Source organism: Flavobacterium chilense, from assembly GCF_001602525.1.
Lineage (GTDB): Bacteria > Bacteroidota > Bacteroidia > Flavobacteriales > Flavobacteriaceae > Flavobacterium > Flavobacterium chilense.
Genome location: NZ_LSYT01000001.1, coordinates 643,813 through 659,093, shown reverse-complemented (window position 1 = coordinate 659,093; position 15,281 = coordinate 643,813). Strand labels below are relative to the sequence as shown.

Annotated in this window: 17 protein-coding genes; 4 read left to right on the top strand and 13 right to left on the bottom strand. The window is 36.9% G+C overall.

Translation table 11 applies throughout. The annotated features are described in order from the left end of the window. Nucleotides 1-5 precede the first annotated feature (5 nt). Entirely contained in the window at nt 6-749 is a 744-nt protein-coding gene (locus tag A4F88_RS02775; RefSeq protein ID WP_068840998.1) for a YoaK family protein, read from the top strand. Nucleotide 750: 1 nt separating this feature from the next. On the opposite strand, the gene A4F88_RS02770 is transcribed toward A4F88_RS02775, so the two are convergent. The 6 genes from A4F88_RS02770 to A4F88_RS25875 form a co-directional block, all read right to left on the bottom strand. Next, on the bottom strand, nt 751-3,261 hold the full coding sequence (locus A4F88_RS02770) for a cation-translocating P-type ATPase (protein WP_068840997.1): 2,511 nt from the start codon (nt 3,259-3,261) through the stop codon (nt 751-753). A gap of 16 nt (nt 3,262-3,277) precedes the next feature. After that, entirely contained in the window at nt 3,278-4,087 is an 810-nt protein-coding gene (locus tag A4F88_RS02765; RefSeq protein ID WP_068840996.1) for a universal stress protein, read from the bottom strand. A gap of 71 nt (nt 4,088-4,158) precedes the next feature. Beyond that, nucleotides 4,159-4,644, bottom strand: coding sequence for a hypothetical protein (locus A4F88_RS02760; protein WP_143154986.1), 486 nt, complete (start codon nt 4,642-4,644; stop codon nt 4,159-4,161). A gap of 17 nt (nt 4,645-4,661) precedes the next feature. Next, complete coding sequence (locus A4F88_RS02755; protein WP_082815676.1) at nt 4,662-4,973, bottom strand: hypothetical protein; 312 nt, start codon at nt 4,971-4,973, stop codon at nt 4,662-4,664. A gap of 35 nt (nt 4,974-5,008) precedes the next feature. Continuing rightward, the gene (locus A4F88_RS02750; protein WP_068840993.1) at nt 5,009-5,668 is read right to left on the bottom strand and encodes a BON domain-containing protein; all 660 of its coding nucleotides are present in this window, start codon (nt 5,666-5,668) and stop codon (nt 5,009-5,011) included. A gap of 111 nt (nt 5,669-5,779) precedes the next feature. Then, the gene (locus A4F88_RS25875; protein ID WP_068840992.1) at nt 5,780-6,463 is read right to left on the bottom strand and encodes a DUF6629 family protein; all 684 of its coding nucleotides are present in this window, start codon (nt 6,461-6,463) and stop codon (nt 5,780-5,782) included. A 295-nt stretch (nt 6,464-6,758) separates the two neighbouring features. Between A4F88_RS25875 and A4F88_RS02740 the strand changes: the two genes are divergently transcribed. Next, complete coding sequence (locus tag A4F88_RS02740) at nt 6,759-7,361, top strand: 2,3-bisphosphoglycerate-dependent phosphoglycerate mutase (protein ID WP_068840991.1); 603 nt, start codon at nt 6,759-6,761, stop codon at nt 7,359-7,361. 94 nt (nt 7,362-7,455) lie between these two features. Here A4F88_RS02740 and A4F88_RS02735 read toward each other — a convergent pair whose 3' ends face one another. From A4F88_RS02735 to A4F88_RS02715, 5 genes are all read right to left on the bottom strand, one after another. Further along, nucleotides 7,456-8,124, bottom strand: coding sequence for a BON domain-containing protein (locus tag A4F88_RS02735; RefSeq protein ID WP_068841444.1), 669 nt, complete (start codon nt 8,122-8,124; stop codon nt 7,456-7,458). A 203-nt stretch (nt 8,125-8,327) separates the two neighbouring features. After that, nucleotides 8,328-8,726, bottom strand: coding sequence for a hypothetical protein (locus A4F88_RS02730; RefSeq protein WP_068840990.1), 399 nt, complete (start codon nt 8,724-8,726; stop codon nt 8,328-8,330). Nucleotides 8,727-8,762: 36 nt separating this feature from the next. After that, entirely contained in the window at nt 8,763-9,320 is a 558-nt protein-coding gene (locus A4F88_RS02725) for a general stress protein (protein ID WP_068840989.1), read from the bottom strand. A gap of 11 nt (nt 9,321-9,331) precedes the next feature. Continuing rightward, a complete protein-coding gene (locus A4F88_RS02720; protein WP_068840988.1) occupies nt 9,332-10,030 on the bottom strand; it encodes a BON domain-containing protein in 699 nt (232 codons plus the stop codon). A 151-nt stretch (nt 10,031-10,181) separates the two neighbouring features. Continuing rightward, nucleotides 10,182-10,604: a hypothetical protein gene (locus A4F88_RS02715; protein WP_068841443.1), complete on the bottom strand. Its 423-nt coding sequence runs from the start codon at nt 10,602-10,604 to the stop codon at nt 10,182-10,184. Nucleotides 10,605-10,907: 303 nt separating this feature from the next. Between A4F88_RS02715 and A4F88_RS02710 the strand changes: the two genes are divergently transcribed. Together A4F88_RS02710 and A4F88_RS02705 are read left to right on the top strand one after the other, a co-directional pair. Continuing rightward, on the top strand, nt 10,908-12,098 hold the full coding sequence (locus tag A4F88_RS02710; protein WP_245179008.1) for a PAS domain-containing sensor histidine kinase: 1,191 nt from the start codon (nt 10,908-10,910) through the stop codon (nt 12,096-12,098). Continuing rightward, nucleotides 12,095-13,147, top strand: coding sequence for a response regulator (locus A4F88_RS02705; protein WP_068840986.1), 1,053 nt, complete (start codon nt 12,095-12,097; stop codon nt 13,145-13,147). The genes A4F88_RS02710 and A4F88_RS02705 overlap by 4 nt, the downstream gene beginning before the upstream one ends. Before the next feature lie 62 nt (nt 13,148-13,209). Here the strand turns inward: A4F88_RS02705 and A4F88_RS02700 are convergent, their stop codons facing one another. Both A4F88_RS02700 and A4F88_RS02695 read right to left on the bottom strand, forming a co-directional pair. Beyond that, nucleotides 13,210-14,766 (bottom strand): L,D-transpeptidase family protein, encoded by a 1,557-nt coding sequence (locus A4F88_RS02700; RefSeq protein ID WP_068840985.1) that lies wholly within the window; start codon nt 14,764-14,766, stop codon nt 13,210-13,212. 125 nt (nt 14,767-14,891) lie between these two features. After that, on the bottom strand, nt 14,892-15,176 hold the full coding sequence (locus tag A4F88_RS02695; RefSeq protein ID WP_068840984.1) for a hypothetical protein: 285 nt from the start codon (nt 15,174-15,176) through the stop codon (nt 14,892-14,894). Nucleotides 15,177-15,281 lie beyond the last annotated feature (105 nt).

The following is a 15,281-nucleotide window of genomic DNA, read 5'->3' as shown; positions in this document are numbered from 1 at the left end:
AAGCAATGTTCAAACATCAGGGAACCAGGAGAAATCAAAGACATAATCTTAAAATCGCCTCTTTATTATCGTTTGTGGCGGGACTGGTCAATGTCGCTGGTTTTCTGGCAGTTCAAAAACTCACTACCAATTTAACAGGACATTTTGCCTTTTTTGTAGATGAGATTTTTAAACTCAATTTCAGACAGGGATTTATATACTTTTTATATATTTTTTTCTTTTTCCTGGGTTCTTTTTTCTCCAGTCTGCTTGTCGAGTTTCTTTTGCGAAGAAATGAAAAATACAGTTATATAATTCCAACAGCAATTGAAAGTGCTATTTTATTTGGTATTGCAGTTTTTGGGGAGAATTTAATTGTAGATAATCCTGATTTTATAGCCTATACATTACTCTTTGCAATGGGACTGCAGAATTCTTTAGTAACAAAAATTTCCAATGCAACGGTGAGAACAACACACCTAACCGGGCTTTTTACAGATCTTGGAATCGAATTATCCCAACTGTTTTTTTATCAGGAGGAACTCTTTCGAAAAAAACTGTTTGTATCGATCAAGTTACGAATGACCATTATTAGCTTTTTCTTTTTTGGTGGCGTTATTGGCGGTATTTTTTATTCAAATATTGGATTGCATGTTTTATTCATTGGAGTGGTCGCTTTGCTATTAGGACTTTTATATGACAGGATTCGCTTTAATGCTGTTTTACTGGAAAGAAAGTACAGGCATCTGATACAATTCAAAGTCAAATAACTCAGGCTTTGAATTCCTTAAAATTTCGTTTCCATAATTTTACCAATTCATACCAGATAACGGACAGAAAACCTACTCCAATTGCCATACACAGCGAAAGGAGATCAAGACGTTCGAACGCAAAGAATACTGCAAAGGGTTTGATGTAAAGCAGCATTCCGCTAATGAAAATAGTGATACTTATAATTAATGGAACCAAATTATTTTTATAACGCAAAGTGGTAAAAATGGAATAATAAAAAGAGCGGTTCATTAATGTCAAAAAGATATTAGCAGTTACCAGTACAATAAAAACCATAGTTCGGGTATGCTGCTCGTCATAACTGTTATAGATAGCGTATTGATAAGTAAATAATGTACCGATAGTGATTACCAATCCCTGAATAATACTTGTGGAGAGTTCCTTCCAGTTGAAAAATGTCGAAGTGAAAGGTCTTGGCTGTTGCGCCATTGTATTTTTTTCCATTGGTTCATTTTCATATACAATAGAGCAGGTAGGCCCCATCACCAATTCTAAAAAGATGATATGAATAGGGGAGAATATATTTGGATATCGCCAGCCCAGTGCCAGAGGAATGAAAACGGTCAATATGATCGGTATATGGATTGAAATGATAAACTGAATTGATTTTTTGATATTAGCATAGATTTTTCTTCCCATAGCGATTGCATGCACCATTTTCGAGAGATCATCATTGACCAGAATTAAAGAGGCGGCCTGTTTGGCAATTTCTGTTCCTTTATTGCCCATAGCAATTCCTATATGAGCCGCTTTTAATGCAGGACCATCATTTACCCCGTCGCCGGTCATGGCTACAATTTCCTTATTTGATTTCAGGGCATTGATAATTTTGAGTTTGGCCTCTGGAAACATTCTGGTAAATAAATTGGTTTCCCGGACGCATTTTTTGAGTTCTTTTGGTTTAAGCTGCATGAGTTCATCTCCTGAGATGCTTTTTTCGTATCCCTTAAAACCGATCTGTTTTGCGATGGATGAAGTAGTCAGCGCATTATCCCCGGTGATGATCTTTACATTTATTCCGGCTTTATAAAAATGTTCTAAAACTAATTTAATATTTTTTTTAGGCGGGTCGTAGAAGGCCAAAAGACCAATAAATTCGAATTTAAATTCCTGCTGCGTTTCAGGGTAATTCTCAGATTTGAAATGGCTTTCGCCCACTGCCAGGATGCGGTAACCTTCCAGAGATAATTTCTGAATTGCTTTTAGAATTATTTTTTTCTGGTCTGCAGTAAGTGCAGCTACTTCCATTAAGGCTTCTGCGCCTCCTTTGGCGGCTATGATCCTAGTACCTGATTTGTTTTCAAAAACATGCGTCATCATAGGCGGCTTTCCTGACAAGGGATACTCGTGTACCAATTTAAAATCAGGTCTCTGATCTTTTTCAATTACTTTTGTATAGGTTTCATGCAGGGCAATTTCCATAGGGTCAAATGCAATAGGTTCGCTTGCCCACATCGATAGGGTAATGAGCCTTTTCTCATCTTCAGATAAGGGGCGGTCAGTCGCTGTAATTTTTGCTGATTTTAAAGAAAAAATTTTGGCAAGGCTCATTTTGTTTTCAGTAATGGTACCTGTTTTATCGATACAGATTACCGTTGCACTTCCTAATGTTTCGACCGTTTTCATTTGTTTGACAATAATGCCCTCTTTCATCATGCGCCATGCGCCGATAGCCATAAAAGTGATAAAAGCGATCGGGATTTCTTCGGGCAGAATACTCATCGCCAGGGTTAGGGCTTTGAGCAGACTGTCGAATATCTTAAAAGATTGAAAAAAGTTTATTCCCCATACGATTAAAAAAACCAATGCACCGGCTATGGCCATTTTTTTTACAAAATTGCCAATTTGCATCTCTAAAGGTGTTTTTTCCTCTTTTACAGTCTCAAGGCTTTTCCCTATTTTGCCCAATTTGGTTTCGCTTCCAATAGCGCTAACCGTTGCAATGGCGAGTCCGCCAACAACTGTTGTACCTTGATAAATTAGATTGTCTTTGGCTGATTTGTCTTTGCTCACAGCCATGGATTCTCCGGTGAGAATCGATTCATTAACAGAAAAGTCATTGGAATGTAAAATGATTCCATCGGCAGCAATTAAAACACCTTCTTCTATCAGAAGGCTGTCTCCAATAACTATCTCTTCTGTTTTAATTTCTACAGAATCGCCATTTCTTATGACCTTGCATTTGGGTTTGGTAAAATCTTTTAACTGCTCCAGGGCATTACGGCTTCGTGCATTCTGATAAGACGAAATAGCCGCAATCAAAACAATAGCTGAGGCTAAAAAGAAACCATCGGCCGTTTTTCCGCTGATAAAATAAATACTTGAGGCAACAAAGAGCAGAATCATCATGGGTTCCTTGATCATTCTAATCATCGCAGCGGTATAACGGTTTGTTTTTTTATACGATGATATGTTTTGGCCGTATTTTTTCCTGGCCTCAAGTACTTGTGCATTGGTTAAGCCAGCTGTATTGAATTTGTTTGTAGTCATAATTCAATTGTATTTTTTACTTTCTAAAAACAAGTATAGGAGTATGGGTGTCAAAACCAAATTCCTTGGTTTTACTGGAAAGAAAATGGCGTTCAAACCAGTCGCGGTTTTGTTTGGTAAACATGACAACAATTGAGGGTCTTATCTGTCGGATATCTACTTCTAAATGATTGAGCAGGGAATATTCGATATTTAATTTTTTAAAATTAAAAGAGACTTTATTCGATTGGTAGTTTTGGGCGATCTGATTAAAATCTTCCTTGAAATTACCCTGATCCAATAATTCGTCGTAATGATACACTGCAACATCCGCAGCAAACAGAGTTGCAAATTTTTTAACAAAAGGCAGTTCCACACCTAGTTTAGCAAGATCTGAGGCATACAATAAAAGCTGTATTGGCTTCCTGCGATAGTTGAAGGGAATAACCAAAAGGGGAATAGGGGAAGTAGTAATTAATTTTGAAGCGGTAGTGCCTATCATTTGATTAAATATCCCTGGTCCGGAGGTATTGATACAAATAAAATCGACATGGCATTTTTGTGCATATTCTATAATGGCCTTATCCACTTGAGTATGGTTCTCGGTTACAAATTCTACCTTGCCAGCCTCTTTTTTGGTTGTTTTGTAAATGGATAATATGAATTTTTTAAGTCTATAGTCCTGCGTGGTTTTTTTATAATAATTGTCGATATTATCCTCAAATTTTTTTGTATTTACGCTGTAAAATATGAGGTCACAGGGAGTCTGGGAAGCAAATTGGATGGCAAATCTTATTCCTGCCCTTGAGATACTTGAGAAGTCTGTGGTAACGAGTAATTTTTTCATGATATTTGCGTTTTAAACTGCATTAGATATTTTATATCTTATCTACATTGATTCGGCAGTTTTAAATTATTTTATAGTTCTTTCAGTTTCATTTCATTGACCTGCAGATTTAACTTCTCCCATTTTGTTTTATCCAGATAAAGTGTGTCTACATCTATTGTCCACTCCATAAAAGGCGCCAGGTGATAGATACCTACAATTCGTTTTTTGTACCCAAATGCAAAGCGGTCCCCACGCAATTGATAATTGATTGTTTTGCCTTTATTTTGAATATTTCTGTAAAGCACGGTTTGTGTTTTCCAGTCTCCTCCCCAGGTAAAAAATGCTTTGAGCCCGCATAGGATTCCAATGATTAGAAAAACAGAAATAATAGACCAATTACTTTTTAATTTTTTTAAAAACTGTCCAATAAGAATTACCATTGAGGATACCGCAAAGAAGAGAAAGAAAAAATGCACCCTGTAATCATTAATATGAAACTGGGTATATCGGTTCAGTAGAATGATACTTGCCGAGATTACAAAAATGATCGTAATAGATGGGTTCAGTTTTTTCATCTTTAGTGTAGAATTTATTATTTATGAATATCATTTACTTTGCGCATAAAATCTGCAGTTGCAGGATCAGCTGCAGTGCCATAACCATCCACAAGAGTTCCTTTTTCATCAGTATTGGTTTGGATTGCATACATAATCGAAGAGTCCTCAGGGTTTGATTCGCCTTCAAAACGATAGAAATGGGCGATTTTTATCTGATTGGGCATAAAGTGATGATCTGTCTTGAGTGAAACAAGATTTTTTCCGTTCACTTCAAATTGGGATGTAAATCCCAGGTTTTCAATTTCAGCCAGTACAGTAACCAGACTATCCATGTTTACTTTTTCCATAATTCATATTTTTTTTGCCAGGTAATGTTAGAGGGCTATTGCGCAAGTTCCACTTGTAAGTTGTTTTTGACCTCCAGTACACCAGGGGCTTTCCAGGCCAGACGGCTTGCTTCATTTTTCTGGAACCAGGATTCGACAGTTCCTTTTAAAGTAACGGCATTATCAAGAACCTCTACTGTAATAGCTGTATTTCCAATAATTTTGTTTCGCTCTATAGCATCTTCAATGTCTTTTTTATTTATCCTGTCTTTGGATAAAGAGATAATCATAATGTTATTGATGATCCCCTTGATACCAATGAGCACGCTTACTGCTTTTTTAACCTCTTCTTTCTGGTAGTTCCATTCCAAAGATCCGGTGAGGGTTACCCAGCCATTTTCTACTTTTACCTGCACCCTGTCATTTGGAATGTCCCAATGCCACTTGAAAGTGTTTATAATTTCCGAGGCAATTTCGTTATCTGATTTTTGAGTTTTGTCATTTAGTACAACTTCAATTTTTTCTACCACTACTTTTACGCCCAATACATTTTTAGCAGCTGTTTCGGCCTCTTCTTTTTTGGCATAACTATTTACGCAGCCCGTTAGGGTTACAATTCCATCGAAAGCCGCAACTCCAATTTCTGCTGCTGATAAAAGGGGCTCCCAATTGATTGCTTCAATTACTTTTCTCTGTAATTCTTCGTTCGTTTTCATTTGTTTAAAATTTATTGAAGCAAAGTTCCGCCATATGGTAGTATTTAGAAATGATCGTCGACATTCTAAAAACTGATTCTAGTTACATATCGGGATGAAATGTATTTTTTCTTAGCTCTGCTGGATGGTTCTTTTCATGTATATTTTCTCACGATGACTGATTCTTATTTCTGACATGATCAGGTATACCGATAAACTGATGACAGAAGCAAAAAAACACCATACTGATACCAGATAACTTTCGTAAAAAACAGTTGTAATGACATAGGATATCAAAACCATAACTCCTAACCACCACATTCGTCTGATGTGCGAGAAGAAAGGCGGGAGAATTGTAGCAATGATATAAAGCAGTCCACCCATTATCCGAAAGGGTTCTGGATATGTCTGAATATAGGCTATATGATAACAATCAATCTCGGATCTGATATTAAAATTGAACAAACAGTAAGTGAGGTATGCCGAAACAAGTATACCAATAGCCACTAAAACTCTTTGAATATGTTTTCTGGTTTTTTCTTTCTCCAAAAGCAGTATAGCCACTGGAACCCAGATTGGCCAAATTACCTGCGCTATTATTAGGTAAAAATAAGTGATACTAATCTGGAGATCGGAGCATTGTTCATAGGGAATGGACAACCATAAAAATCCTTCAGAGAACTGCTGTATGGCAAATATAAAGGGAATTACGGCAAACATAGTCTGTGAGGGATGCTGTACTTTTTTTATAGAGGCAACCCCAATAGCTGAAAGAACAATCCCGGCACTAAAACTTGCTGTAGCAGAAAAACACATAAAGAAAGTAGGTTAGGGTTTATGACTTGGTTTTAGTTGGTTTGACTCTTCTCCCTACAGTATCCAAAAGAATTGTAGCTGTTATAGCGGCCAGTGCGATAAGTGCGAATATTGTTTTCATGACTATAATTTTTAGAAATATTGAATTTTTGATGATTTAGTTTTTAAAACTATCCAGCAAATTTGACCTAAAACAACCAGTAGCGAAATGATTATCAACATTGCAATAAGTGATTTGCAACACTTTTTTAGGCTATTTTTTCCTTAGCTTTGATACTGGCTTTAAAGAAAAAAAATGGCACTATTAATTTTTGTCAGGCATGGACAATCTCTTTATAATTTAGAGAATCGTTTTACAGGAATACTCGATATTGCGCTCACTGACCTGGGGAAAGAACAGGCAAAGCTGGCAGGTCAAAAACTTATCGGTTATGTTTTTGATATCGCCTATACTTCCATGCTTATAAGGGCACAGGAAAGCCTTAGGATTATCCTGGACGAAATGAAGGTAACGATTCCTATTGTGAAAAATAAAGCGTTAAATGAGCGAATGTACGGCACTTTACAAGGAATCAACAAAGATGAAACAGCGCAAAAGTACGGCTTGGCCCAGGTTGATATCTGGAGAAGAAGTTACGACATATGTCCTCCCGGAGGAGAAAGCCTGCTTGATACCTACAACCGCGTTGTTCCTTATTATAAGACCGAAATAGAACCTAAATTAAAAATGGGACAGAATGTGTTGCTTGTAGCCCATGGTAACAGTTTAAGATCGCTGATGATGTACCTTGAAAACATCAATCCTCTTGACATTGTCAAAGTAAATATCGCAACTGGAATACCAAGGGTTTACACCTTTGAGACAGATCTGCATCTTTCCAGTGTACACGATTTATAGTTTTTAATCTCATTTTAGCTATCGTTATTTTATCAGCGATAACAAAGGGTTTTAAATAAAAAAGCAGAAGATATGATCCTCTGCTTCTTCTGTATTACAACATTGCATAATCATATTCGACCACAAGATCATTGTCAATAGACCATATGCCCGGAGTTTTCCAGACGATTTTCTCGGCCTGATCTTTTTGATAGATAGAATCAACAAAACCTGTTAATTTTACATTGGTTCCATTTACAGTTACCGTGATATCTTTAGCGTTCAGTGACCAGCTTCTTGCAAGTGCTTTTTCGACATCCTTTTTCTCGATTGCATTCTTGATATCGGATTTGATTTTGATCTCATTGGTCACCCCTTTTACTCCGGGCAGGAAGCTAATTGCAGTTTTGGCATCCTGTCTCTGAAAGTTCCAGGTCAGTTCGCCTTCAAGGGTGACCCATCCATCTTCTACTTTTACCTTAACATGATCTTCTGATACGGACCAATTGTCTTTTAAGGCTTTTAACACTTCATGGGCAATATCATTGTCTGTTTTGGTAAACGTATTAGAGTATTTAATTTCTATTTCCTCAACAACGGCTTTTACCCCGGATACATTTTTGGCTGCATTTTCAGCTTCCTTTTTCTTAAAATATCCGTCTACAATACCTGTCAGGGTCACTACGCCATCTTTTACGGTTACTCCAATTTCTGCAGCATGTAAAAGCGGTTCCCATTTGATGGCATTTTGAACGTCTTTTTGTAATTCTTCGTTGGTTTTCATAATGTATGTATTTAAAAATTTATAATTCATTTGTAGTTAATCCTTAGTGGGACAATTTCATTGAGAAAATCCCAAAACCTGCTTATCATACTGGAAATACAATACCCAGATAATACTGAATGCTCTGATAAAGCGCAATGGCTTTGATGCCAATTCCATTTTCTGCGGCGTAGCAGCTTATTTTAAAAAATATTTTTTCCATCTCAACTGTTTTTAAAGTCAAACTTTTTAAAATGGTTGCGAACAAAAAACTCTTGCTCCTTAAGGGACATTTTAACGGAATTTTCTGTTTCTACTTTTATTTTTCCAAAACTGTTGTCTTTTTGCAAAAAGTGCAATAATTCAGTTTTTGCCGTAGTGGGGCCGAATAAAACGAGTTCATCATAGCCAATAGCGAGAATCGCAATTTTCTTAAAATATGCTCTTTGCTTATCCTGCTCTTTATGGTGCATCTCACTTTCGCTTCTCTGCAGGGTTTCATGTTTGTCCTGAATGTCAAAGTCAGAGGCAATAGTCAGAGGCTCTTTATCATTTCCGGTAAAATCAATCAAATCCGCTACGGCATGGTCCAAATAGATGCCTAATTTATTTATAGTTTTCATTTTCTTAAAGGTTTTAGTTTTACTGTTTTTCTTTACTTACTGCATTGTCGCAGCTTCAATTTCCTCAGCAGAAATAGCTTCTTCGTCTTTCACACCATTTTCTTTAGGGATATGGATTCCAAGTACTTTTTGGGCTTTTTCAGTTTGGATTTTACTTCCATGTACCAAGAGCATAAATTTGCCTGCTCTGATCTCAGTTTCATATTTTAAAACGTCATGATTTGAAATGCCCAGACTGACTAATGCTGCTGCGATAACACTGCTGCCTCCCAGTAAAGCAGCACCTTCGAGCGCCCCAATAATGGCGGAAACAAGAGGTCCCGCAACCAGAAGGGGGCCGAGTCCCGGAATAAAAAAGAAAGCGGATCCAAACAGTAATCCCCAGAACCCGCCCCAGAAGGCGCCGAAACTTCCCCATTTTTTCATGCGGTCTCCAACATTGTAATAGCCTGTTACAGTTTCCGAACTATGGTAGTCGGTTCCAATGATGGATAACCGGGTCATGTCGTAACCGCTTTTTTCGAGTTTTTTAATAGCCTTTTCAGCTTTAAGATGGCTGTCATAAAAGGCAGCTATTGTATTTGTGTTTTTCATATTGATAGTTTTTAGTGAGTCATTTTATAAAAAACATCGAGTGTTTTATCTATGTGTTCAGCAATGACCTTGAGATTGTTTTTTATATTTCGCACCCCGGGAGTTTTCCATGTGATTTTTTCAGCCAGCTCTTTTTGATATCGGGAATCCACTGCGCCTTCAAGGGTTACCTCATTTCCAGAAACTTCTACTCTAATGCTTGCTGTATGAATTGCTACATGGTTTTTCAAAGCCCGTTTGATAATTTCTTTATTAATTGGATGACTAAGTCTTGAATCGATAATAATATTGTTGTTCACTGTTTTTACTCCAATTAAATTTGTTACAGCCCTTGCGGCAGCCTCTTTTTGATAATGCCATTCTAACTCTCCGCTAAGGGTTACATGACCATTTTCTACCTTAACCTCTATGCTGTCGTTTAATGTGTTCCAGTTCCATCTAAATGCATTTAGGACTGCCTGAGCGATATCACAATCATTTTTTTGTTCCCGGCTATTGATTTTTACCTGAATATTTTCAAAAACTTCCAAAACACCTGGAACCTGTTTTGCGGTATCTTTGGCCTTTATTTTTTTTGCAGGTAAATCAACAATGCCTTTTAAAGTAACTATGCCATTATTTGCAGTGACTTCTATTTGGGATGTATTTAATTGGGTTTCCCATTTTATGGCATCCAGAACATCTCTTTGTAAAATTTCATTCTTTTTCATTTTTGTTCCTTTAAATTAAAATTCACCTGAAAGCTTAAATTGTATTCTTTTTTAGTGGTACAAAGTTGGGTTAGAAGCAGGGAACTGGAAATGACAGGCATCAGCAATAAAAATGATGTACGGCACTTTTACAATAAAAAATAAACCGCAATTAAACTGATACGAAAAAGGTTTCCTTATTAAATTTACCTGACTCGCACTGCCAGTTCATATTGATTATCTTTTTGAGTACTTTTTTGAGCGTTGCAGCATCGCCTGATTTTCTAATATAGATATTGGCACCCGCTATGAATGTATCTTCATCACATAGTACTGCCTTAGGATCATATACCACAATGGAAAGATTCTTATTTTGTTTATCATTTCTGATAGACATTATTCCGTTTAGGCATTTATACCCGTCATCATTTAAATTAAAAAATACCATTGGAGTGGCCAGGCTCGATCCTTCTTTTAAATGTCCCATACATAACTTACTATCTTTAAATACTGTAAGAGAATGTTTGGATTCTAAATTGATCAAAGCGGTCTGAAATGCATCTGTTGTTTTAGATTCCTCTTTAATAAGTAGCATGCATAGCGGTCTTGGGTTGTATTGCATCAAATTTGTTTTTAGGTTTTCATGGTAAAGAAGCATTATAATGACTTAAGCCGAAATGAGTTAAAGCAGTACAAAGTATGATGTATATCATTTTGCTGCTGGGGGGAATTTAAATTCCTTAATAGTATATAAAGCAGTCAAAATCTTCTTAAATATCGCTAATTACTGTTAAGTGAATGATAATGTGTTAATTATAGTGTGAAATTCAGGCAGAATGTAACTTCCCATTTTTAAATAGCCGACCTTTATAAGGATCATCATAATTTGATCGATTTGATGATGGATAATGCTGCACTCTTATACGCTCTTGTACAAAATGCTTTGGATGGAATTATTACCATAGACGACATTGGTACTATTGAAACTATCAATCCTGCCGGCTGTGTACTTTTTGGTTATCAGCAAGAGGAAGTTATAGGTAAAAATATTTCAATGCTCATGCCTTCACCTGACAGGGAAAGGCACAATAACTATTTGAGCAAGTATAAAACAACAAGAAAAGCCAGTATAATTGGTATAGGCCGTGACTTGACAGGAATGCGTAAAGGCGGTGGTCTGTTTCCAATGAAACTTGGGGTTAGTGAGGTCAAATATTCAGGCAGGACTATTTATGCCGGTTTTATTCATGATCTGTCCCAACAGAAAATAGATGAGGAAAAGTATAAGGATTATGCATCTCATCTGGAAGAACTTGTCGAGGAGAGAACAAAATCACTCAACGATACAATTTTTGCTTTAGAAAAAGCAAAAGAAAAAGTGAGTATTTCCCTGGAAAAGGAAAAAGAGCTCAGCAAATTAAAAAACCGTTTTTTATCAATGGCTTCCCATGAATTTCGCACACCGCTAAGTACGGTGCAGCTATCGGCCTCACTAATTGAAAAATACGCTATACCTTTTGAAAGTGAACCTATCGGTAAACATATTGCCAAGATTAAAAATTCGGTAAAGAGTTTAACAGCGATACTCAATGATTTTCTCTATGTTGAAAAATTGGAAATAGGCAAGATGACTCCTGAGTTCACTTGTTTTGACCTGGTTAAATTTGGTGAAGAAATAACAGAAGAAATGCAGCTTCTGGCCAAACCCAGCCAAAATATTGTCTTCAAACATATTGGCGTCCCGACGATGATATACCTCGATGCGAATTTGTTAAAGAATTGTGCCATTAATTTAATCGGTAATGCCATAAAGTATTCAGGTGACAGCTGCTGTATTGATTTCATAACAGAAATTAATGATGCGGATTATATTATTTCAGTTCACGATGATGGAATCGGTATTCCTTTGGAAGAACAAAAACATTTGTTTCAGGCTTTTTTCAGGGCACATAACACTGGCAGTATCCCAGGAACCGGGCTTGGCCTGAATATAGTGAGCCGTTACGTTTCACTTATGAAGGGAACAGCAGATTTTAAAAGTAATGAACAAGAAGGAACATTATTCACCCTAACATTTCCCATATCATGAGCAAAGTACTAATTATTGAAGACCATAATGACATTAGGGAAAACATTGCTGAAATCCTTACTTTGGCCGGTTATACTGTTTATCAGGCAAATAATGGCAAAGTGGGGATTGAATCCGCTGTTGTGAACCTGCCTGATATCATTTTGTGTGATATTATGATGCCTGAACTTGACGGTTACGGTGTATTGTATATGTTGAATAAAAACCCGAAAACAAGTACTATTCCTTTTATTTTTATAACTGCAAAATCAGAAAGAATTGATTTGCGAAAAGCCATGGAAATGGGAGCGGATGATTACCTGACCAAACCTTTTGATGATATGGAACTTTTACACGCCATTGAAAGCAGGCTCAACAAAAAGAATTCAGAAAGGGATTTTTACAGTCAGTCTTTGGGACAGTTGGGGAGTTTAGTTGGGGACAGGGAAGGTCTTTCTGAGTTGAAAAAGATTATAGACGAGCATATTTACAGGCCCTTTAAAAAAAACCAGATTATTCACTATGAAGGGGATCGCGCTATTGGTCTTTATTTGGTCATCTCAGGTAAGATCAAAACGGTCAAGATGTCTGAAGACGGGCGTGAGCTGATGACCGGTATGTACCATGCCAATGATTTTTTAGGGGTCAATACAATTCTTTCTGATGAAACCTATACCGATACTGCAACGGCGCTCGAAGATAGTCAATTGTGTTTTTTTCCAAAAGAACAGCTTGAAGAATTACTAAAATTATATCCTGATGTAGCGGAGAAATTCATTAAAATTTTGTCGAATGAGATCAGGAGCAAGGATACGCATTTGCTTCAACTGGCCTATCAGTCGGTCAGAAAGCGCATTGCAGAGTCCCTGCTGAGACTCTTTCGTCAGGAAGAAGCTGCAAAAGGAGATAGTATCAATGTAACAAGGGATGATCTGGCGGCAATGTCAGGAACTGCTTCCGAAACAGTAAGCAGGACCTTAACCGAGTTTAGAAATGAAGGACTAATAGAGAAAAAAGGCAGCCAGCTGAAAATCTTGGATTACATGAAAATAAGCAAGATGAAAAATTAATGTAGAACAAAAATTCCATTAGGCTCTCCATTGGGATTTGTTAAATTGCCAGGTCATAAAACTTAATTCTCAAAAAGTACTTTGGCCAGGGCATCGTCCCGATTATAAAGGTCATCGTAAAAGGCAACATTTCCAGTGCCGTCTGCCCAGGCGGTAAAGTAGGCAATGTAGACCGGGATTTTATCCTTAAGCACATAGGTGTTTTCTTTTCCCAAATGCATGGCTTCATCTACTTTTTTACTGCTCCAATTGGCCTCTTTTTCCATAATAGCGATTGCAAGTTCACGGGCTTTTTCAACCCTTACGCATCCATGGCTAAAAGCTCTTTTGTCTTTATTGAAAAAGGATTTTGATGGTGAATCATGAAGGTAAATGTTATGGGAATTCGGAAACATAAATTTCACATATCCCAGTGCGTTACTGCCTCCGGGTTTCTGTCTTAACTGCCCGTCATGCCATTCCATATTCTGATTTTCAAGGTAATTAGGGTTCTTTTGTATACTGGGCAGTATTTCTTTTTTAAGGATACTTGTGGGTACATTCCAATAGGGGCTAAAGGCCAGATAACTCATATGACCGCTAAACACTATGGTTTTATGGAATTCCTTTCCCACTACCACTTTGGAAACTAGAAATGGTTTTCCATCACGATAATACAGCAATTTGAAAGAAGGTATATTCACGGCGATATATTCCTGTGCAGTATTTATTTTAGGACTGATCCAACGGCATCTTTCCATATTAACCGAAATGGTTTTAATGCGGCTCTCTACAGGAACGTTAAGCATTTCAATAAGTCTTGGTGTGATCTTGCTTTGAAAATCATGATTTTGACTGGTTCCATAAGCCGCAATGCCGTCAGTTATGGTTTGATCAAAATGCAAAGATGCGTTATCCTGACTGATAAAACCCTCCACAAAAAGCCTGTTTCTGACCTCTTGTACCGTAGTGGAAGAATCGCCCTGATGGAAGAGCTTAATTTCTTTTTCAAGTTTAACTACTTTCCAGCCGCCCTTTTTTTCAATTTCAAGATATTTTTTTAAAGCCTCTTTAAGGGGATAGTATTGATTGAAATAGTCGTGTTTTAATTCTTTTCTAGATGCAATTCCCTGTGCAAGGGTGTCAAGGTATCCTGCATTGGAAGCATTTTCTCTGGGAAGGTACCAGCCTGTTCCTTCGCTTTTTCCTATGGTAAATCCGCTGAAAACTTTGGTAGTATAGAAAAAATACATGCAGCTGATCAGTAGTTCAGATTCTAAATTTGGAATTGTACTGGCATTTTGTTCAAATATTTTTTCCCATTGGGTTTGGTAGGGTACCGCTACAGGAAGCCCTTCTTCTTTCATTTGCCCTACCTGTTTGTGCAGTACATAGGCAAATTCAATAAGTCCTTTGGCGTCGTACCAGATATAATCACCATGTTTTTTGTAAAGCAGTTTGACCTGGGCCTGATACGGTCTGAATTTAGGATAGGACTCAAAAAAAGCGGTAATTTTTGCGGTGTCGATTTGCCTTGCAGAATTTTCCTGAAACTGTTTTTGGATATAGTTCATAGAATCTGCCCCAGACACTATCCAGGTACCGCACATTAAGAAAATCAATATATATTTATATTTCATTGGGGAAGTATGAGGTATTAGCCTGGAATTCTTTGATACTATAATTTGTAAGGATAAGTCTTTAGTTGAAATGAACATAACAATAAGTACTGTTATGTTCAGGTTTACTTGAATTGCAGGATATTTTAATTGGCTTTAATTTCGTCAGCCGCCATCTCTGTGAGCAATTTGTTTTTTTTTACTTCAGGCAGCATTCCATTATCGCCTTTTTTTATTTTTGAAGCTTTTTTTATTTTCTTTCCTTTAACACCTGCAGTAGTTTTCAGGATTCTCTTATTGATTTTTTTAGCTATCTTTTTGGCTGTATTGTCAATTGTTTTGAGAATCTTTTTTGTGTTTGATTTTGCTGTTAGTGCAGTGGTAATTGCAGTTGTTATTTCAGCTGCCATTTTTTTTGAATTTGCTTTCATGATTTTAATTTTTATAGATTTTATCTTTGATATCTGATTTATTGAAATAAACCAGACGCGTTATGTGGATACAAAATTGAGCAGAACTTTTGCCGCACAAAATGA

What these genes read in the sequence shown, in the direction of transcription:
- A4F88_RS02750 (WP_068840993.1), bottom strand. Translation starts at nt 5,668, where the DNA reads ATGAAAACGAACGAAGAATTACAGAGAAAAGTAATTGAAGCAATCAAT.
- A4F88_RS25875 (WP_068840992.1), bottom strand. Translation starts at nt 6,463, where the DNA reads ATGTGTTTTTCTGCTACAGCAAGTTTTAGTGCCGGGATTGTTCTTTCA.
- A4F88_RS02755 (WP_082815676.1), bottom strand. Translation starts at nt 4,973, where the DNA reads ATGGAAAAAGTAAACATGGATAGTCTGGTTACTGTACTGGCTGAAATT.
- A4F88_RS02710 (WP_245179008.1), top strand. Translation starts at nt 10,908, where the DNA reads ATGATGGATAATGCTGCACTCTTATACGCTCTTGTACAAAATGCTTTG.
- A4F88_RS02775 (WP_068840998.1), top strand. Translation starts at nt 6, where the DNA reads ATGTTCAAACATCAGGGAACCAGGAGAAATCAAAGACATAATCTTAAA.
- A4F88_RS02720 (WP_068840988.1), bottom strand. Translation starts at nt 10,030, where the DNA reads ATGAAAAAGAATGAAATTTTACAAAGAGATGTTCTGGATGCCATAAAA.
- A4F88_RS02695 (WP_068840984.1), bottom strand. Translation starts at nt 15,176, where the DNA reads ATGAAAGCAAATTCAAAAAAAATGGCAGCTGAAATAACAACTGCAATT.
- A4F88_RS02760 (WP_143154986.1), bottom strand. Translation starts at nt 4,644, where the DNA reads ATGAAAAAACTGAACCCATCTATTACGATCATTTTTGTAATCTCGGCA.
- A4F88_RS02715 (WP_068841443.1), bottom strand. Translation starts at nt 10,604, where the DNA reads ATGCTACTTATTAAAGAGGAATCTAAAACAACAGATGCATTTCAGACC.
- A4F88_RS02700 (WP_068840985.1), bottom strand. Translation starts at nt 14,766, where the DNA reads ATGAAATATAAATATATATTGATTTTCTTAATGTGCGGTACCTGGATA.
- A4F88_RS02725 (WP_068840989.1), bottom strand. Translation starts at nt 9,320, where the DNA reads ATGAAAAACACAAATACAATAGCTGCCTTTTATGACAGCCATCTTAAA.
- A4F88_RS02735 (WP_068841444.1), bottom strand. Translation starts at nt 8,124, where the DNA reads ATGAAAACCAACGAAGAATTACAAAAAGACGTTCAAAATGCCATCAAA.
- A4F88_RS02740 (WP_068840991.1), top strand. Translation starts at nt 6,759, where the DNA reads ATGGCACTATTAATTTTTGTCAGGCATGGACAATCTCTTTATAATTTA.
- A4F88_RS02730 (WP_068840990.1), bottom strand. Translation starts at nt 8,726, where the DNA reads ATGAAAACTATAAATAAATTAGGCATCTATTTGGACCATGCCGTAGCG.
- A4F88_RS02765 (WP_068840996.1), bottom strand. Translation starts at nt 4,087, where the DNA reads ATGAAAAAATTACTCGTTACCACAGACTTCTCAAGTATCTCAAGGGCA.
- A4F88_RS02770 (WP_068840997.1), bottom strand. Translation starts at nt 3,261, where the DNA reads ATGACTACAAACAAATTCAATACAGCTGGCTTAACCAATGCACAAGTA.
- A4F88_RS02705 (WP_068840986.1), top strand. Translation starts at nt 12,095, where the DNA reads ATGAGCAAAGTACTAATTATTGAAGACCATAATGACATTAGGGAAAAC.